Here is an 18,132-nt window from a genome sequence, read left to right as displayed (position 1 = left end):
ACCAACAAGGTAGACATAATCCTGTGGAGTAGAACATGAGCGATAAAATTATTCACCTGACTGACAGCAGCTTCGAATCTGACGTGCTGAAAGCGGAAGGGCCGATCCTGGTCGATTTCTGGGCTGAATGGTGTGGGCCGTGCAAGATGATTGCTCCGATTCTGGATGAGATTGCCGAAGAGTTCGAAGGCAAACTGACCATCACCAAGCTGAATATCGATCAGAACCCGGCTACCGCGCCTAAGTACGGTATCCGTGGCATCCCTACGCTGTTGCTGTTCAAGAACGGTGAAGTGGCCGCGACCAAGGTTGGCGCGTTGTCCAAAGGTCAGCTCAAAGATTTCCTGAACGCGAATCTGTAATCGGGCGGGAAGCCCAGTATCAGGCGCCTGGCGGTGATGTTCAATTCACCGCTAGACGCCTGCCAAGAAGCGTGTTAAGTTTAACCACACTGCATATAGAACTTGCCCGAAGTTTTAAATCTAAAGAGTTTGAATCTAAAGCTATACTCTGTGTCGAACCACTGGCGTTGAAAGTAAACTGAACTCAGCCCGTGTTTTGGCAATCAAACGGTTTTGCAAAAATCATTTTTAAGGTACCTTCGATCTTCAACCGTCAATGCGTGCGCCCGATGTAAGCCATTTCTTACCGCGACGGCTCTGCGCCCGGTGATCGAACGTCCAGTAAACAGGCACGCATTTCGCTGCCATACCATTCACGATACAAGTTCGAGACATACCCCGAGTTTAAGAACCCACCACTATGAATCTTACCGAATTAAAGAATACGCCGGTTTCTGAGCTGATTACTCTCGGCGAAAATATGGGGCTGGAAAACCTTGCCCGCATGCGCAAGCAGGACATTATCTTCTCCATTCTGAAGCAACATGCGAAAAGCGGAGAAGATATCTTCGGCGACGGCGTGCTCGAGATATTGCAGGATGGATTCGGTTTCCTCCGCTCTGGAGACAGTTCCTACCTCGCCGGTCCCGACGACATCTACGTATCCCCTAGCCAAATCCGCCGCTTCAACCTCCGCACTGGTGACACCATTTCCGGTAAGATTCGTCCGCCAAAAGAAGGCGAGCGCTATTTTGCCCTGTTGAAAGTCAACGAAGTCAACTACGACAAGCCGGAAAACGCCCGCAGCAAGATCCTGTTCGAGAACTTGACGCCGCTGCACGCCAATTCCCGTCTGCGGATGGAGCGCGGCAACGGCTCGACCGAAGACCTGACGGCGCGCGTACTGGATCTGGCGGCGCCTATTGGCCGCGGCCAGCGTGGCCTGATCGTGGCACCGCCGAAAGCCGGTAAAACCATGCTGCTGCAGAATATCGCGCAGAGCATCGCCTACAACCACCCAGACTGCGTGCTGATGGTGCTGCTGATCGACGAACGTCCGGAAGAAGTGACCGAGATGCAGCGCCTGGTGAAAGGCGAAGTGATCGCCTCGACCTTCGACGAGCCGGCTTCGCGTCACGTGCAAGTGGCCGAAATGGTGATCGAGAAGGCCAAGCGCCTGGTTGAGCACAAGAAAGACGTGATCATTCTGCTCGACTCCATCACCCGTCTGGCGCGTGCCTACAACACCGTGGTACCGGCCTCTGGCAAGGTGCTGACCGGTGGTGTGGACGCCAACGCCCTGCATCGTCCGAAGCGTTTCTTCGGTGCGGCGCGTAACGTGGAAGAGGGCGGCAGCCTGACCATCATCGCGACCGCGCTGGTTGATACCGGTTCGAAGATGGACGAAGTGATCTACGAAGAATTTAAAGGTACCGGCAACATGGAATTGCATCTGGCGCGTAAAATCGCCGAGAAACGCGTATTCCCTGCGATCGATTACAACCGCTCCGGTACCCGTAAAGAAGAGCTGCTCACCACTTCCGAAGAGCTGCAGAAAATGTGGATCCTGCGCAAAATCATTCACCCGATGGGTGAGATTGACGCGATGGAGTTCCTCATTAATAAGTTGGCGATGACTAAAACCAACGATGAATTCTTCGATATGATGAAACGCTCATAATTCGTTAAAAAATTCGCTGAACGCCACGCCTAGTCGTGGCGTTTTTCGCTTTTGGCGGATACGATAAGTAGCAGTAATGGAAAAGTAAGTTGTTTCCTCGACTTATTGAGAATTCATCTTGTTTGTCGGTCGGCCCGGTGCCGGTCGGCTTTGCTGCTGTCGTTTTGTCAGCCGATGCGAAGAAAATAGGCATGAATCACCGTTGTCATAGGAAATGACCGAAAGGTGGCGGGGGCCGATGGCACAAGCTATTGCCCGTGGTAAGCTGCCTTATCTTCTACAGAGATCTGTTAACTGTGAACTTACTCACTATGAGTACTGAAATTCTATTTGTTTTCCTGTTTTCTTTGGCTTTTCTCTTTGTTGCCCGCAAGGCGGCAAAACGTATTGGTCTGGTAGATAAACCCAATTATCGCAAACGCCATCAGGGGTTGATTCCGCTGGTCGGCGGTATTTCCGTTTATGCCGGGTTGTGCTTCGCGTTTTGGATCTCTGAACAACCCATCGCACACGCCAAGCTTTATCTCACCTGCGCCGGCATTCTGGTGTTTGTGGGCGCGCTCGACGATCGTTTCGACATCAGCGTTAAAATTCGCGCCCTGGTGCAGGCGCTGGTCGGCATCGCGATGATGGTGTTCGCCGGTCTGTATCTGCGCAGCTTCGGCCATGTGCTGGGTGACTGGGAGATGCTGCTGGGGCCGTTCGGCTATCTGGTGACGCTGTTCGCGGTATGGGCGGCGATCAACGCCTTCAACATGGTCGACGGCATCGATGGCCTGCTGGGTGGGCTGTCGTGCGTTTCCTTCGGGGCGCTGGGCCTGCTGCTGTACCTGAGCGGCCATCATGAGCTGGCGTTCTGGTGCTTTGCGATGATCGCCACCATCGTTCCCTATATTTTGCTCAACCTCGGCATCCTCGGCCGCCGTTATAAGGTGTTTATGGGGGACGCCGGCAGCACCCTGATCGGCTTTACCGCCATTTGGCTGCTGCTGCAAAGCTCGCAGGGTAAGGCACACTCGATCAACCCGGTGACCGCGCTGTGGATCATCGCTATTCCGCTGATGGACATGATAGCAATCATGTACCGTCGTTTACGCAAGGGGATGAGCCCCTTCTCTCCCGATCGTCAACATATTCACCACCTGATCATGCGCGCCGGCTTTACGCCGCGGCAGGCTTTCGTGTTGATCACCCTGGCGGCCGCATTGCTGGCGGCGGTGGGCGTGATCGGCGAACGCCTGACTTTTATCCCTGAGTGGGTTATGTTGGCATTATTCTTGCTTGCCTTCTTCCTGTACGGTTACTGCATCAAGCGCGCCTGGCGGGTTGCGCGGTACATTAAGCGTATCAAGCGCCGGCTGCGGCGTTCGAGCGATAACAAGCAAGTATCTTAACCAGAGGCTTTTTGGCTGTGATGAATCCAGAAACAACGTCTGACAAGCATACCCCGGCGGTGGATAACGAACTCGATATCCGCGGCCTGTGCTGCACCCTGTGGCGCGGCAAACCGTGGATTATCGGCATTGCGGTGCTGTTCGCGGCGGTCGCGCTGATCGTTTCTTACCTGGTTAAGCAAGAGTGGAGCGCGACCGCAATCACCGACAAACCCACGGTGAATGCGCTGGGCGGTTACTATTCCCAGCAGCAGTTCCTGCGCAACCTGGACGTGCGCACGTTGCCGGCGACGGCCGGCGATCAGCCGAGCATCGCGGATGAAGCGTACAATGAGTTCATCATGCAGCTGGCGGCTTACGACACGCGTCGCGATTTCTGGCTGCAGAGCGATTACTACAAACAGCGCCAGGAAGGGGATGCCCGCGCCGATGCGGCATTGCTCGACGAGCTGATCAATAACATTCTGTTCACGCCGCGCGACGACAAAAAAGTCCCGAACGATGGCGTGAAGCTAACGGCGGAAACCGCCGCAGACGCCAACCGCCTGCTGCGTCAATACGTGGCCTTCGCCAGCCACCGCGCTGCTCTGCATCTGAACGAAGAGATTCAGGGGGCGTGGGCTGCTCGCACTACCTCGATGAAAGCGCAGGTCAAGCGTCAGGAAGCGGTGGCGGAGTCGGTTTACAAGCGCGAGCTGAACACCACGCAGCAGGCGTTGAAAATTGCCGAGAGCCAGGGGATCAGCCGCACGCAAACCGACACCCCGGCAGAACAGTTGCCGGATTCGGATCTGTTCCTGCTGGGCCGGCCAATGCTGCAGGCGCGTCTGGAAGGCCTGCAGGCCTCCGGCCCGACCTACGATCTGGATTACGATCAGAATCGCGCAATGTTGGCGACGCTGAACGTTGGCCCGACGTTGGATGAGAAGTTCCAGACCTATCGTTATTTGCGCACGCCGGAAGAGCCGGTAAAACGCGACAGCCCGCGCCGGGTATTCTGGCTGATTCTGTGGGGCGCGATGGGCGCTTTGGTTGGCGCGGGTGTTGCCTTGGCGCGTCGGCCGCGTAGTTAAAAAATAATATAATAATCTGATGCAGGGCGCGTGAGCGCCCCATTCGCAGGCGGGGCCTGCGATTAACCGACCAAAAGAGATTCGCTGTGAAAGTGTTGACTGTTTTCGGCACCAGACCTGAAGCCATTAAAATGGCACCGCTGGTACATGCACTGGCCCAGGATGAGGCCTTTGAAGCAAGAGTCTGCGTAACGGCACAGCATCGTGAGATGTTGGATCAGGTATTGCGGTTGTTCGAGATCACGCCGGATTACGACCTGAACATCATGAAACCCGGCCAGGGGCTAACGGAAATCACCTGTCGCATCCTGGAAGGGCTGAAAGGAGTGCTGGAAGACTTCAAACCGGACGTGGTGCTGGTGCACGGCGATACCACCACCACGCTGGCGACCAGTCTGGCAGCGTTCTATCAACGCATCCCCGTCGGGCATGTCGAGGCCGGGCTGCGTACCGGCAATCTGTATTCTCCCTGGCCGGAAGAGGCCAACCGCAAACTGACCGGCCATCTGGCGATGTACCACTTCGCGCCGACCGAGAACTCGCGCCAAAACCTGCTGCGCGAGCTGCTGCCGGACAACCGTATTTTTGTGACCGGCAATACGGTGATCGACGCGCTGTTCTGGGTGCGCGATCGCGTGATGAGCGATGCTGCGCTGCGCGCCAGCCTGGCGCAGCGTTACCCGTTCCTCGATGCCGACAAAAAACTGATTCTGGTCACCGGCCATCGCCGGGAAAGTTTTGGCGGCGGTTTTGAGCGGATTTGCAGTGCGCTGGCGGAGATCGCCCGCAGCCACCCGGAAGTGCAGGTGGTGTACCCGGTGCATCTCAATCCGAATGTCAGCGAGCCGGTGAATCGCATTTTGAAAGGCATCGACAACGTCATGCTGATCGAGCCGCAGGATTATTTGCCGTTTGTCTATTTGATGACCCACGCTTACATGATCCTGACTGACTCCGGCGGCATTCAGGAAGAGGCGCCCTCGTTAGGCAAGCCGGTGCTGGTGATGCGCGACACTACCGAGCGCCCGGAGGCGGTAGATGCAGGCACGGTGCGCCTGGTCGGCACCGATGTGGCCAAAATTGTTGAAGCGGTGACCCGGCTGTTGACGGACGAAAGCGAATATCACGCGATGAGCCGGGCGCATAACCCATACGGCGACGGGCATGCCTGTCAGCGTATCCTCGAAGCTTTAAAGAATCATCAGGTGACACTATGAGTTTTGACACTATTTCGGTTATCGGCCTGGGTTATATCGGCTTGCCAACGGCGGCGGCGTTTGCTTCCCGCAAGAAAAAAGTGGTGGGCGTAGATGTTAACCAACATGCGGTAGATACCATTAACCGCGGCGCGATCCATATCGTCGAACCGGATCTGGACAAAGTGGTCAAGGACGCCGTCGACGGCGGTTTCCTGCGGGCGGTGACCAAACCGCTGGCGGCCGATGCGTTCCTGATCGCGGTGCCTACGCCGTTCAAGGGCGATCACGAGCCGGATCTGGCCTATGTCGAAGCAGCGGCGAAATCGCTGGCGCCGGTGCTGAAAAAAGGCGATCTGGTGATCCTGGAGTCCACCTCGCCGGTGGGCGCCACTGAACAAATGGCGGACTGGTTAGCGCAGGCGCGCAGCGATCTCAGCTTCCCGCAGCAAGCGGGCGAAGCGGCGGACGTGAATATCGCCTACTGTCCGGAGCGCGTGTTGCCGGGGCAGGTGATGGTCGAGCTGATTCAAAACGACCGCGTGATCGGCGGCATGACGCCGAAGTGCTCGGAACGAGCCAGCGCGCTGTACAAGATTTTCCTCGAGGGGGAATGCGTAGTCACCAACTCACGCACTGCCGAGATGTGCAAGCTGACGGAAAACAGCTTCCGCGACGTGAATATCGCCTTTGCCAACGAATTGTCGTTGATTTGCGCCGAACAGGGGATCAACGTCTGGGAACTGATCCGCCTGGCGAACCGCCATCCGCGGGTGAATATTCTGCAGCCGGGGCCGGGCGTAGGCGGTCACTGCATCGCCGTCGATCCGTGGTTTATCGTGGCGCAAAACCCGCAGCAGGCGCGTCTGATCCACACCGCACGCCTGGTGAACGACGGCAAACCGCTGTGGGTGGTCGACCGGGTGAAAGCGGCGGTGGCCGATTGCCTGGCCGCCACCGACAAGCGCGCGTCCGAGGTGAAAATCGCCTGCTTCGGCCTGGCCTTCAAACCGAATATCGACGATTTGCGTGAAAGCCCGGCGGTGGAAGTGGCGCACCTGATCGCCGAATGGCACGTCGGCGAAACGCTGGCGGTGGAACCGAACGTCGAACAGTTGCCGAAGTCGCTGGCGGGCCATGTGACGTTGACGCCAATCGCTGAGGCGTTGCAGCAGGCCGATGTGATTGTGATGTTGGTCGATCACCAACAGTTCAAGGCCATCCGGCCGGAAGAGATCAAGCAAAGCTGGGTGGTGGATACCAAGGGAGTCTGGCGTTGAAGCGTATCTTAGTCACCGGCGGCGCCGGTTTCATTGGTTCCGCAGTGGTGCGGCACATCATCGAGGCCACCGGCGACAGCGTGGTGGTAGTGGATAAGCTGACCTATGCCGGCAACCTCGAGTCGCTGGCGGTGGTGGCCGACAGCGAGCGCTATGCTTTCGAGCAGGTCGACATCTGCGATCGTGCCGAGCTGGATCGGGTATTTGCCCGCTATCAGCCGGACGTGGTGATGCACCTGGCGGCGGAAAGCCACGTCGATCGTTCTATCGACGGCCCGGCGGCGTTTATCGAGACCAACGTGGTTGGCACTTACACGATGCTGGAAGCGGCGCGCCATTACTGGCAGCCGTTGGCGGCGGAGAAGAAGCAGTCTTTCCGTTTCCATCATATCTCCACCGACGAAGTGTACGGCGACCTGCACGGCACCGACGATCTGTTCACCGAAACCACGCCATATGCGCCGAGCAGTCCGTATTCCGCCTCCAAGGCATCGAGCGATCATCTGGTGCGTGCCTGGTTGCGCACCTACGGTTTGCCGACCCTCGTGACCAACTGTTCGAACAACTACGGCCCTTATCACTTCCCGGAGAAGTTGATTCCGTTGGTGATCCTGAATGCGCTAGCCGGCAAACCGCTGCCGGTATACGGCAACGGCGCGCAGGTGCGCGACTGGTTGTATGTCGAGGATCACGCGCGCGCGCTTTATCAGGTCGTGACCGAAGGTGTGGTAGGCGAAACCTACAATATCGGTGGCCATAACGAACGCAAGAATATTGAAGTGGTGCAGACCATTTGCGATCTGCTGGAAGAACTGGCGCCGAACAAGCCGCAGGGCGTGGCGCACTACCGCGATCTGATCACTTACGTGAAGGATCGCCCAGGCCACGATATGCGTTACGCCATCGACGCCGGCAAAATCGATCGCGAGTTGGGCTGGCGGCCGCAGGAAACGTTTGAAAGCGGCATTCGCAAGACGGTCGCCTGGTATTTGGCTAACGAAACCTGGTGGCGCCGGGTGCAAGACGGTTCTTATGCCGGCGAGCGTTTGGGGTTGTCAGATTAATTTAACGCCGCGTCGCTTTGCGGCGGTGCGGCGGGTTTTGGAGTAAGTATGAAAGGTATTGTGCTGGCTGGCGGTTCCGGTACGCGTCTGCATCCGATCACGCGCGGCGTGTCCAAGCAACTGCTGCCGATTTATGACAAGCCGATGATCTATTACCCGCTGTCGGTACTGATGTTGGCGGGGATCCGCGACATTTTGATCATCTCCACCCCGGAAGATCTGCCTTCTTTCAAGCGTCTGTTGGGCAGCGGCGAAGCGTTTGGCGTCAATCTCAGTTATGCCGAGCAGCCTAACCCCGATGGCCTGGCTCAGGCATTTCTGATTGGCGAAGAATTCTTGGCCGGTGAGCCGAGTTGCCTGGTGTTGGGCGATAATATTTACTTTGGTCAGGGGTTCAGCCCCAAGCTGAGAAGCGTTGCGGCGCGCACCGCCGGTGCCACTGTATTTGGCTATCAGGTGATGGATCCCGAGCGTTTCGGCGTGGTGGAGTTTGACGACCACTTCCGCGCGCTGTCGATCGAAGAAAAGCCGGTTAAACCGAAGTCCAATTGGGCGGTGACCGGATTATATTTTTATGATGCTCAGGTGGTGGAGTTCGCCAAGCAGATCAAGCCGTCAGCTCGGGGAGAATTGGAGATCACCAGCATCAACCAGATGTATCTGGAGCGTGGCGAGCTGACCGTCGAGCTGCTGGGGCGCGGTTTTGCCTGGCTGGACACCGGGACTCACGACAGCCTGCTGGAAGCCAGTAGCTTCGTGCAAACGGTCGAGAAACGTCAGGGCTTTAAAATCGCCTGTCTTGAAGAGATCGCCTGGCGCAATGGCTGGCTGGATGATGAGGGCGTGAAACGCGCGGCTCAGACGCTGGCCAAAACAGGTTACGGCAAATACTTACTGGATTTATTGCATGCGCGTCCACGCCAGTATTGAACCGCTGAATTGGGAGAGCGACTTCTTCCAATTGAAAAGCGCCAAGTTGCATTTCGATGACTCTGCGGCCCCCGTCAGCCACGCTGATTTGGACGCTTATGCGTTGGTGCAGGCTAAAATTCCCGCTTACCGATTGGAGTGGGCCGATGCACTGTCGGCGCTGGGCTTCCAGCTGGTCGAAGGCGAAGTGGATCTGGCCGTGAACATTGCAACTGGACGCGAGACGGTCGATACCGCTGCGGCCGGGGTGCGCATGGCCGTGCCTGAGGACATCCCGTCGTTGCGGGCTGCCGCCGGTGACGTGTTCGCCGCCAGCCGATTTCGCGCACCGTGGTACGAGCGCACCGATAGCGGGCGATTCTATGCGGCCTGGATCGAAAAAGCGGTGCTGGGCACCTTCGATCATCAATGCTTGCTGGTATTGGGTAACCAGGGGCAACCTGAAGGCTTTGTCAGCCTGCGCGACATTGGCGGCCAGGAAATGCGTATCGGCTTGCTGGCGGCCTACCCCGGCGCATCAGGCCGGGGCATTGGCTCCAGACTGATGGCGGCGGCGCTGGCCGAATGTCGGCGGCAGGGGATGCAACGCCTGCGGGTTGCGACCCAGGTAGGCAATATCGCCGCATTACGACTCTATCAACGACAGGGTGCCGTGATTGAAAGCACCGCGTACTGGTTATACAGAGGTAGACATGATTCCATTTAACGCTCCACCGGTTGTTGGCACTGAACTGGAATATATGCAGGCTGCGATGAGCAGCGGCAAGTTGTGCGGCGACGGCGGTTTTACCCGTCGCTGCCAGCAGTGGATGGAACAGCGTTTCGGCAGCGCGAAAGTGCTGTTGACGCCTTCCTGCACCGCGTCGTTGGAAATGGCCGCCATCCTGCTGGATATCCAGCCGGGTGACGAAGTGATCATGCCGAGCTTTACCTTCGTTTCCACCGCCAACGCCTTTGTGCTGCGCGGTGCTAAAGTGGTGTTCGTCGACCTGCGTCCGGACACCATGAACATCGACGAAACCAAAATCGAAGCGGCGATCACCGATAAAACCCGCGCGATTGTACCGGTGCACTATGCTGGCGTTGCCTGCGAGATGGATACCATCATGGCGCTGGCGAAGAAATATAACCTCTTCGTGGTGGAAGACGCCGCGCAGGGCGTGATGTCGACCTACAAAGGCAAGGCATTGGGCACCATCGGCCATATCGGCTGCTTCAGCTTCCATGAAACCAAAAACTACACCGCCGGCGGCGAAGGCGGCGCGACGCTGGTGAACGATCCTGCCCTGATCGATCGGGCGGAAGTCATCCGCGAGAAGGGCACCAACCGCAGTCAGTTCTTCCGTGGCCAGGTCGACAAATATACCTGGCGCGACATCGGTTCCAGCTATCTGATGTCTGACCTGCAGGCCGCCTACCTGTGGGGCCAGCTGGAAGTGGCGGAACGCATCAACCAGCGCCGTTTGGCTCTGTGGCAGAAGTACTACGACAGCTTCCTGCCGTTGGCGCAGGCCGGCCGTATCGAGTTGCCGACTGTGCCGGCGGACTGCGAGCACAATGCGCACATGTTCTATATCAAGCTGCGTGATATCGACGATCGCACCGCCTTTATCGACTACCTGAAGGAAGCTGAGATCATGACGGTGTTTCACTATATCCCGCTGCATGCGTGCCCGGCCGGCGAACAGTTTGGCCGCTTTGCCGGTGAAGATCGCTATACCAGCCAGGAAAGCGCGCGCCTGGTGCGTTTGCCGCTGTTCTACAATATGTCCGATGCTAATCAACGTACGGTAATCAATACCATCCTGAGCTTCTTCGCCTGATATGTCGTTGGCAAAAGCGTCGATATGGACCGCCGGCTCCACGCTGATCAAAATTGGCGTGGGACTATTGGTGGTGAAACTGCTGGCGGTGGCGTTTGGCCCCAGCGGCGTGGGGCAGGCGGGTAACTTTCGCCAGTTGATCACCGTGCTGGGCGTGCTGTCCGGCGCGGGCATTTTTAACGGCATCACCAAATACGTGGCGGAGTACCACCAGGACTCGCAGCGTCTGCGTCTGGCGGTGGGCACCGCGTCGAGCATCGTGCTGGGTTTTTCGACCTTGCTGGCGCTGGTGTTTTTGTTCGCCGCCGAACCGATCAGCATCGGGCTGTTCGGGCATGCCGATTACGTCGATGTGGTGCGCGCCGTCGCTTTCATTCAGATGGGCATCGCCTACGCCAACCTGTTCATGGCGGTGCTGAAAGGCTATCGCGACGCGATGGGCAATGCGCTGGCGGTGATCGGCGGCAGCCTGATTGGCGTGGTGGCTTATTACCTGTGCTTCAAGCTGGGGGGCTATGAAGGCGCGCTGGCGGGGCTGGCGCTGGTGCCGGCGTTGGTGGTGTTGCCGGCCGGGCTGATGCTGTGGCGGCGCAAAACGCTGCCGCTGCGCTATCTGGCGCCGCGTTGGGACAAACTCGTGGCCGGCAACCTCGGCAAATTCACCCTCATGGCGTTGATCACCTCGGTGACGTTGCCGGTGGCTTACGTGATGATGCGTAACCTGCTGGCCGCGCATTACGGCTGGGATGAGGTGGGGATTTGGCAGGGCGTCAGCAGCATTTCCGATGCCTATCTGCAGTTCATCACCGCCTCGTTTACCGTCTATCTGCTGCCGACGCTGTCGCGGTTGACGGACAAGGGCGCCATCTCGCGGGAGATCGTGCGCTCGCTGAAATTCGTGCTGCCGGCGGTAGCGGCGGCGAGCTTTACGGTGTGGTTGCTGCGTGATTTCGCCATCTGGCTGCTGTTCTCGGACAAGTTCGTCGTCATGCGCGATCTGTTTGCCTGGCAACTGGTGGGCGACGTGCTGAAAGTCGGGGCCTATGTGTTCGGCTATTTGGTGATCGCCAAAGCGTCGCTGCGCTTTTATATCCTGACGGAAGTCAGCCAGTTTCTGCTGCTGACGCTGTTCTCACACTGGCTGATCCCGCTGCACGGCGCGCTGGGGGCGGCTCAGGCCTATATGGCAACCTACATCGTGTATTTCACGCTCTGTAGCTGCGTGTTTCTTATCTATCGTAGACGAGTATGACCACACTGATTCACGTTCTGGGATCCGATATCCCGCATCATAACCAGACGGTGCTGCGCTTCTTCAATGACGTGCTGGCGCCGCGTCTGCCGGCTGAGCAGACGCGGCATTTTATGGTGGCGGCCAAGGATGTGGCGGCATTGGGAGATTTCCCCGCCCTGAACATTGAGCCCTACGCGGACAAGAAAAGCCTGGCTGCGGCGGTGATCGCGCGCGCCCAGGCCGATCGCGATGCGCGCTTCTTCCTGCACGGTCAGTTCAACCCGGGGTTATGGCTGGCGCTGCTGAGCGGCAAGATCAAGGCGCGTCAGGTCAGTTGGCATATTTGGGGCGCCGATCTGTATGAGGACGCCACCAGCTGGAAATTCCGGCTGTTCTATCTGCTGCGCCGCATTGCGCAGGGGCGGGTAGGGAATGTGTTTGCCACTCGCGGCGACGTGATTCACTACCAGCAGCGCCATGCGCGGGTGCCGGCCTCGCTGCTGTACTTCCCGACCCGCATGGATCCGGCGCTGACCGACGTTCACGTCGAGAAAAACCTGGCCGGACCGATGACGATTCTGGTGGGCAACTCCGGCGATCGCAGCAACCGGCATATCGAAGCGCTGCAGGCGATACATCAGCAGTTCGGCGCCGACGTGCGCGTGATCCTGCCGATGGGTTATCCGGCCAACAACGATGCTTACATCGAGCAGGTGCGCGCCGCCGGGTTGCCGCTGTTCGGCGAGAAAAACCTGCAGCTGCTCACGCAGCAGGTAGCGTTTGAGGACTACCTCAACATCCTGCGCGCCTGCGATCTGGGCTATTTCATTTTCAATCGCCAGCAGGGGATTGGCACCCTGTGCCTACTGATTCAGTTCGGCGTGCCTTTTGTGCTCAGCCGGCAGAACCCGTTCTGGCAGGATTTGGCGGAACAGCACCTGCCGGTGCTGTTCTACGGCGATTCGCTGGACGAGGCGGTGGTGCGCGAAGCGCAGCGTCAGCTGGCGGCGGTGGATAAACAGACGATCGCCTTCTTCAATCCGAACTATGTTGACGGCTGGCAGCAAGCCCTGGCGTTGGCGGCGGGAGAGCACTCATGACGTTGGCGCAATTCGGCGGCCTGTTTGTCGTCTATCTGGTCAGCCTGACGTTTATCCTGACGCTGACCTACCAGGAGTTTCGGCGCGTGCGTTTTAACTTCAACGTCTTCTTCTCGCTGCTGTATTTGCTGACGTTCTATTTCGGCTTCCCGTTAACCTGCCTGCTGGTGTTTCAGTTTGACGTCGAGGTGGTGCCGGTGGAGTTTCTGCTGTACGCCCTGCTGTCGGCGACGGCGTTTTACGCCATCTATTACGTCACCTACAAGACCCGGCTGCGCAAGCGCCGCACTCAGCCGCGCGCGGCGCTGTTTACCATGAACCGGGTAGAGACTCATATGACCTGGGTGCTGCTGGCGCTGGTGGCGATCGGTACCGTTGGGATCTTCTTCATGCAGAACGGCTTCCTGCTGTTCAAGCTCAATTCCTACAGTCAGATCTTCTCCAGCGACGTGTCCGGCGTGGCGCTCAAGCGGTTCTTCTACTTCTTCATTCCGGCGATGCTGGTGGTCTATTTCCTGCGGCAGGATCTGCGTGCCTGGTTTTTGTTCCTGGTGGCGACGGTGGCGTTCGGTATTCTGACCTACGTGATCGTCGGCGGCACCCGTGCCAATATCATCATCGCTTTCGCGTTGTTCCTGTTTATCGGCATCGTGCGCGGCTGGATCACGCTGTGGATGCTGGCGGCGGCGGGCATATTCGGCGTGGTCGGCATGTTCTGGCTGGCGTTGAAGCGCTATAGCCTGGACGTCAGCGGCGCGGAAGCGTTTTATACCTTCCTCTACCTGACCCGCGATACCTTCTCGCCGTGGGAAAACCTGGCGCTGCTGCTGCAAAATTACGACAAGATCGATTTCCAGGGTCTGGCGCCGATCTTGCGTGATTTCTACGTCTTTATCCCAACCTGGCTATGGCCGGGCCGGCCGGACGTGGTGCTGAACTCGGCCAACTATTTCACCTGGGAAGTGCTGAACAACCACTCCGGGCTGGCGATTTCGCCGACGCTGATCGGTTCGCTGGTGGTGATGGGCGGCGCACTGTTTATCCCGCTCGGCGCGATTCTGGTGGGCATGATCATCAAGTGGTTCGACTGGCTGTATGAGCTGGGCAAAACAGAGCCGAACCGTTATAAGGCGGCCATTCTGCAGGGGTTCTGCTTCGGCGCGGTGTTCAACATGATCGTGTTGGCGCGTGAAGGGGTGGACTCATTCGTGTCGCGCGTGGTGTTCTTCTGCATTATTTTCGGCGCCTGTCTGGTGCTGGCGAAGTTGCTGTATTGGCTGTTCGATACCGCCGGGCTGATCAAGGCCAGAGTGACGCGTGCCCGCGCGCTGGCGTCTCCGCCTCGGGCCAACGGTCTTTTGTAAGGGTAATGAGAACGATGGAAACAAAGATTTCGGTGCCGCAGTATGAGCTGCGCGGTTTCAGCCTGTGGGGCTTTCGCGATATGGCGCATTGCATGGACTTTCTGTTCGACGTCGGCCGGGTCAAACAGGGCACGCTGGTGGCGATGAATGCGGAAAAGATCCTGAAGGCGGAAGAGGACCCGGCGCTGCATGCGTTGCTGGATGAAGCGGAGTACAAGTACGCCGACGGCATCAGCATGGTGCGCTCGATTCGCCGCAAATACCCGGCGGCGGATGTGTCGCGCGTCGCGGGCGCCGATCTGTGGGAAGCGTTGATGCAGCGCGCCGGCCGCGAAGGCACGCCGGTCTTCTTGGTCGGCGGCAAGCCGGAAGTCTTGGCGGAAACCGAGCAGAAGCTGCGCAGCCAGTGGAATGTCAACCTGGTGGGCAGCCAGGACGGCTATTTCAAACCGGATCAGCGAGAGGCGCTGTTCGAGCGTATTCGTGCCAGCGGCGCCGCTATCGTGACGGTGGCGATGGGATCGCCGAAGCAGGAGATCCTGATGCGCGACTGCCGCAAGGTGCATCCGCAGGCGCTGTATATGGGCGTGGGCGGCACCTACGACGTTTTTACCGGGCATGTGAAGCGTGCGCCCAAGGTGTGGCAGAACCTTGGTCTGGAATGGCTCTACCGCCTGCTCAGCCAACCCAGCCGCATCGGCCGGCAGTTGAAGCTGTTGAAGTTTGTCGGCTACTACTACAGCGGCAAGATGTAACCTCTCATCCGGGGTGGAAAGTGCTGTTCCGCTCCGGACTGCTGTACCAATAATCTGCTTTTGCGCGTTTCTCCCGCATATCTATAACCCTCGGCCCTAAACGCCGCCGCATTTATTCCATAAAGTTTTAAATTGCGGTTTGCTTATAGCGGCGAAATGCGAAACGATACCGCCCGGAAATTATCCCTGGCCGCTGAAGCCTGATGCGACAGCGCTGAACGATGTCCTTCTCACGGTAACTTCGCTCCGACTACCCGTTGATGCCAGTCCGATCGGCAGGGGATGATTTATTCTTTTAATAATGACAATAACGACCGGCAGCGGCCGGCAGGCAAACACAACCCGAGAAAAATTATTGAGGATTTATGGCACACAAAGAGAAACCGCAAGGGCTACACCGGGGTCTTGAGGCCCGGCACATCGAGCTTATCGCTCTGGGGGGCACCATCGGCGTCGGCCTGTTTATGGGCTCGGCCAGTACGCTGAAGTGGGCGGGGCCATCGGTGCTGCTGGCTTACATCATCGCCGGGCTGTTCGTATTCTTCATTATGCGTTCGATGGGAGAAATGCTGTTCCTTGAGCCGGTCGCCGGGTCGTTTGCCGTTTACGCGCATAAGTACATGAATCCCTACTTCGGTTATCTGACCGCCTGGGGCTACTGGTTTATGTGGATTGCCGTCGGCATTTCTGAGATCACCGCCATCGGGGTGTATGTGCAGTTCTGGTTCCCGGAAATACCGCAGTGGGTGCCGGCGCTGATTGCCGTGGCGATGGTGGCGCTGGCCAACCTGGCGGCGGTGCGCCTGTATGGGGAGCTGGAGTTCTGGTTCGCCATGATCAAGGTCACCACCATCATCGTGATGATTCTGGTGGGGCTGGGGGTGATCTTCTTCGGCTTCGGCAACGGCGGTGAACCTATCGGTTTCGCCAATTTGACGGCGCACGGCGGTTTCTTTGCCGGCGGCTGGAAAGGCTTCTTGTTTGCGCTGTGCATCGTGGTGGCGTCCTATCAGGGGGTTGAACTGGTGGGCATCACCGCCGGGGAAGCCAAGAACCCGCAGGTGACGCTGAAACGCGCGATCAACAATATCCTGTGGCGCATCCTGATCTTCTATGTTGGCGCGATCTTCGTCATCGTCACCATTTTCCCTTGGAACGGCATCGGCACTACCGGCAGCCCGTTCGTGCTGACCTTCGCCAAGATCGGCATCGTTGCCGCCGCCGGCATCATCAACTTCGTGGTCTTGACCGCCGCGCTCTCCGGTTGCAACAGCGGCATGTACAGCGGCGGCCGCATGCTGTACGCCCTGGCCAAGAATCGCCAACTGCCGGCGGCGTTGACCAAGCTTTCCGCCAGCGGCGTGCCGGTGAATTGCATCGCCGTCACCATCGGCTGCCTGCTGGTGGGATCTGCGCTGAACTACATTATCCCGAATCCGGAGCAGGTGTTCGTCTATGTCTACAGCGCCAGCGTGCTGCCGGGCATGGTGCCGTGGTTCGTGGTGCTGATAAGCCAGCTCTATTTCCGCCGCGCCCATAAGGAAGCGATCAAAAACCACAGCTTTAAGTCGATCATGTTCCCGTATGTGAACTATCTGACCATCGCTTTTCTGGTTTGCGTGCTGGTCGGCATGGGAATCAACCCGGATACGCGGATTTCCCTGCTGGTCGGGGCGATTTTCTTAGCGGGCGTCAGCCTGTGCTACTTCGCTTTCGGCATGCATAAGAAACATCATCCGGCTGAAAATAGGGTAGAAACACGGCAATAAACGGTGAAAAGGGGCTACGGAGTGCGCTTTCCTGCGCAGGAGTGAGCAAAGCGTAATCAAACGCAACATTTCTGCGAAAAAGCACTAGACAGGATTGGCGTAAATCCGTAGTATCCCCTCCCGCAACGGCGCTACGCGCCCGTAGCTCAGCTGGATAGAGCGCTGCCCTCCGGAGGCAGAGGTCTCAGGTTCGAATCCTGTCGGGCGCGCCATTAAGTTTGTGCGCAGGAGCTGCGGTGGTAATATTACCGCGTGAGTAAGAAGAAGTAGTAATGGTGGCTATAGCTCAGTTGGTAGAGCCCTGGATTGTGATTCCAGTTGTCGTGGGTTCGAGTCCCATTAGCCACCCCACTTCCTAAGCGAAGTGAAGATTTAGCAGTATTTTGTGACAGTGCGAAGGTGGCGGAATTGGTAGACGCGCTAGCTTCAGGTGTTAGTGTTCTTACGGACGTGAGGGTTCAAGTCCCTCTCTTCGCACCACGCAAAATATCTGATAAATATAAGATTTATATGGACAACGGTCTGATAAATCGGGTAGTATGAGCAACACAAATCGGCGAGTAGCGCAGCTTGGTAGCGCAACTGGTTTGGGACCAGTGGGTCGGAGGTTCGAATCCTCTCTCGCCGACCACATTCGAAAAACCTGCTTTTTAAAGCAGGTTTTTTTTCGTCTGCAGTTTATGGGGATGAGCACCTCCGCAGGAGGTTCGAGAGGACGTTGCTTTAGCAACGGCCCGCAGGGCGCGTAATCTTTCTCTCGCTGACCATTTTCAAAGAAACCGACGTAAGTCGGTTTTTTTACGTCCGCCGTTTATGAGGTTAAGTCCTTCCCGCTGCGACGAAACGCATAGCGACCAACCCGTGCAGCATTACACGGGTTTTTGCGTATCTGAACATTGGCATTTTGTCTCAACCGGCACGTGTGTAGGTTTTCAGCGACAATGTGGTTTGAAGTTGTCGCCAGTTTGAGACAAATAATCCATTGATTTTAAACATTAAAAGTGGCTTTGGTTTAAGTCGTCGTTTTGCGGCGACAGCATCAGATCGGCCGTGGGTAAAGAACGACAGGGGACGGCATGCTGAGAGAAAGTTAGAGGGTAAGTAAAAATTCAATATTTTCAATAAATT

The 18,132-nt window shown here is 57.6% G+C and carries 15 protein-coding genes and 4 tRNA genes; all 19 read left to right on the top strand.

All coding sequences use genetic code 11. The features are described 5' to 3' along the window. Window positions 1–35 precede the first annotated feature (35 nt). The 19 genes from trxA (at window position 36) to WFM45_RS21215 (ending at window position 17,635) form a co-directional block, all read left to right on the top strand. Entirely contained in the window at window positions 36–362 is a 327-nt protein-coding gene (trxA, locus tag WFM45_RS21305) for a thioredoxin TrxA (protein WP_135637704.1), read from the top strand. 400 nt (window positions 363–762) lie between these two features. Next, window positions 763–2,022, top strand: coding sequence for a transcription termination factor Rho (gene rho / locus WFM45_RS21300; RefSeq protein ID WP_004934188.1), 1,260 nt, complete (start codon window positions 763–765; stop codon window positions 2,020–2,022). Between the two features lie 296 nt (window positions 2,023–2,318). Then, window positions 2,319–3,416 (top strand): UDP-N-acetylglucosamine--undecaprenyl-phosphate N-acetylglucosaminephosphotransferase, encoded by a 1,098-nt coding sequence (gene wecA, locus WFM45_RS21295; RefSeq protein WP_004934192.1) that lies wholly within the window; start codon window positions 2,319–2,321, stop codon window positions 3,414–3,416. A gap of 20 nt (window positions 3,417–3,436) precedes the next feature. Further along, entirely contained in the window at window positions 3,437–4,489 is a 1,053-nt protein-coding gene (gene wzzE / locus WFM45_RS21290) for an ECA polysaccharide chain length modulation protein (RefSeq protein ID WP_033631474.1), read from the top strand. An 86-nt stretch (window positions 4,490–4,575) separates the two neighbouring features. Further along, the gene (gene wecB / locus WFM45_RS21285; protein ID WP_004934198.1) at window positions 4,576–5,706 is read left to right on the top strand and encodes a non-hydrolyzing UDP-N-acetylglucosamine 2-epimerase; all 1,131 of its coding nucleotides are present in this window, start codon (window positions 4,576–4,578) and stop codon (window positions 5,704–5,706) included. Further along, the gene (gene wecC / locus WFM45_RS21280; protein ID WP_015376252.1) at window positions 5,703–6,965 is read left to right on the top strand and encodes a UDP-N-acetyl-D-mannosamine dehydrogenase; all 1,263 of its coding nucleotides are present in this window, start codon (window positions 5,703–5,705) and stop codon (window positions 6,963–6,965) included. The genes wecB and wecC overlap by 4 nt, the downstream gene beginning before the upstream one ends. After that, window positions 6,962–8,029, top strand: a complete 1,068-nt coding sequence (gene rffG / locus WFM45_RS21275) for a dTDP-glucose 4,6-dehydratase (RefSeq protein ID WP_048326563.1) — start codon at window positions 6,962–6,964, stop codon at window positions 8,027–8,029. Before wecC ends, rffG begins: the two co-directional genes overlap by 4 nt. A 48-nt stretch (window positions 8,030–8,077) precedes the next feature. Continuing rightward, window positions 8,078–8,959, top strand: coding sequence for a glucose-1-phosphate thymidylyltransferase RfbA (rfbA, locus tag WFM45_RS21270; RefSeq protein ID WP_033631476.1), 882 nt, complete (start codon window positions 8,078–8,080; stop codon window positions 8,957–8,959). Further along, window positions 8,937–9,665, top strand: coding sequence for a dTDP-4-amino-4,6-dideoxy-D-galactose acyltransferase (gene rffC, locus WFM45_RS21265; protein WP_048326564.1), 729 nt, complete (start codon window positions 8,937–8,939; stop codon window positions 9,663–9,665). The genes rfbA and rffC overlap by 23 nt, the downstream gene beginning before the upstream one ends. Further along, window positions 9,652–10,782, top strand: a complete 1,131-nt coding sequence (gene rffA / locus WFM45_RS21260; protein ID WP_048326565.1) for a dTDP-4-amino-4,6-dideoxygalactose transaminase — start codon at window positions 9,652–9,654, stop codon at window positions 10,780–10,782. Before rffC ends, rffA begins: the two co-directional genes overlap by 14 nt. A gap of 1 nt (window position 10,783) precedes the next feature. Beyond that, entirely contained in the window at window positions 10,784–12,034 is a 1,251-nt protein-coding gene (gene wzxE / locus WFM45_RS21255) for a lipid III flippase WzxE (protein ID WP_336957192.1), read from the top strand. Beyond that, window positions 12,031–13,116, top strand: a complete 1,086-nt coding sequence (locus WFM45_RS21250) for a TDP-N-acetylfucosamine:lipid II N-acetylfucosaminyltransferase (protein WP_033631480.1) — start codon at window positions 12,031–12,033, stop codon at window positions 13,114–13,116. The genes wzxE and WFM45_RS21250 overlap by 4 nt, the downstream gene beginning before the upstream one ends. Then, window positions 13,113–14,480, top strand: a complete 1,368-nt coding sequence (wzyE, locus tag WFM45_RS21245; protein WP_004934221.1) for an ECA oligosaccharide polymerase — start codon at window positions 13,113–13,115, stop codon at window positions 14,478–14,480. The genes WFM45_RS21250 and wzyE overlap by 4 nt, the downstream gene beginning before the upstream one ends. A 14-nt stretch (window positions 14,481–14,494) precedes the next feature. Then, a complete protein-coding gene (gene wecG, locus WFM45_RS21240; protein ID WP_048326574.1) occupies window positions 14,495–15,235 on the top strand; it encodes a lipopolysaccharide N-acetylmannosaminouronosyltransferase in 741 nt (246 codons plus the stop codon). A gap of 365 nt (window positions 15,236–15,600) precedes the next feature. After that, window positions 15,601–17,004, top strand: coding sequence for a bifunctional threonine/serine APC transporter ThrP (thrP, locus tag WFM45_RS21235; RefSeq protein ID WP_004934226.1), 1,404 nt, complete (start codon window positions 15,601–15,603; stop codon window positions 17,002–17,004). A 135-nt stretch (window positions 17,005–17,139) separates the two neighbouring features. Further along, window positions 17,140–17,216, top strand: a tRNA-Arg gene (locus tag WFM45_RS21230). A 63-nt stretch (window positions 17,217–17,279) separates the two neighbouring features. After that, window positions 17,280–17,355: transfer RNA gene (locus WFM45_RS21225), tRNA-His, on the top strand. Between the two features lie 42 nt (window positions 17,356–17,397). After that, window positions 17,398–17,484, top strand: a tRNA-Leu gene (locus WFM45_RS21220). Window positions 17,485–17,558: 74 nt separating this feature from the next. After that, a tRNA-Pro gene (locus WFM45_RS21215) sits at window positions 17,559–17,635 on the top strand. Window positions 17,636–18,132 lie beyond the last annotated feature (497 nt).

The sequence above is a fragment of the Serratia sp. KG1D genome, assembly GCF_037150675.1.
Lineage (GTDB): Bacteria > Pseudomonadota > Gammaproteobacteria > Enterobacterales > Enterobacteriaceae > Serratia > Serratia nematodiphila.
The sequence above is the reverse complement of the archived record's forward strand: the minus strand, read 5'-3'. Positions and strand labels throughout refer to the sequence as shown.

Bases quoted from the DNA above. Each gene is read 5' to 3' on its own strand.
- thrP (WP_004934226.1), top strand. From the start codon at position 15,601: ATGGCACACAAAGAGAAACCGCAAGGGCTACACCGGGGTCTTGAGGCC.
- wzzE (WP_033631474.1), top strand. From the start codon at position 3,437: ATGAATCCAGAAACAACGTCTGACAAGCATACCCCGGCGGTGGATAAC.
- wzyE (WP_004934221.1), top strand. From the start codon at position 13,113: ATGACGTTGGCGCAATTCGGCGGCCTGTTTGTCGTCTATCTGGTCAGC.
- rffA (WP_048326565.1), top strand. From the start codon at position 9,652: ATGATTCCATTTAACGCTCCACCGGTTGTTGGCACTGAACTGGAATAT.
- rffC (WP_048326564.1), top strand. From the start codon at position 8,937: ATGCGCGTCCACGCCAGTATTGAACCGCTGAATTGGGAGAGCGACTTC.
- rfbA (WP_033631476.1), top strand. From the start codon at position 8,078: ATGAAAGGTATTGTGCTGGCTGGCGGTTCCGGTACGCGTCTGCATCCG.
- wecG (WP_048326574.1), top strand. From the start codon at position 14,495: ATGGAAACAAAGATTTCGGTGCCGCAGTATGAGCTGCGCGGTTTCAGC.
- wecC (WP_015376252.1), top strand. From the start codon at position 5,703: ATGAGTTTTGACACTATTTCGGTTATCGGCCTGGGTTATATCGGCTTG.
- trxA (WP_135637704.1), top strand. From the start codon at position 36: ATGAGCGATAAAATTATTCACCTGACTGACAGCAGCTTCGAATCTGAC.
- wzxE (WP_336957192.1), top strand. From the start codon at position 10,784: ATGTCGTTGGCAAAAGCGTCGATATGGACCGCCGGCTCCACGCTGATC.
- WFM45_RS21250 (WP_033631480.1), top strand. From the start codon at position 12,031: ATGACCACACTGATTCACGTTCTGGGATCCGATATCCCGCATCATAAC.
- rho (WP_004934188.1), top strand. From the start codon at position 763: ATGAATCTTACCGAATTAAAGAATACGCCGGTTTCTGAGCTGATTACT.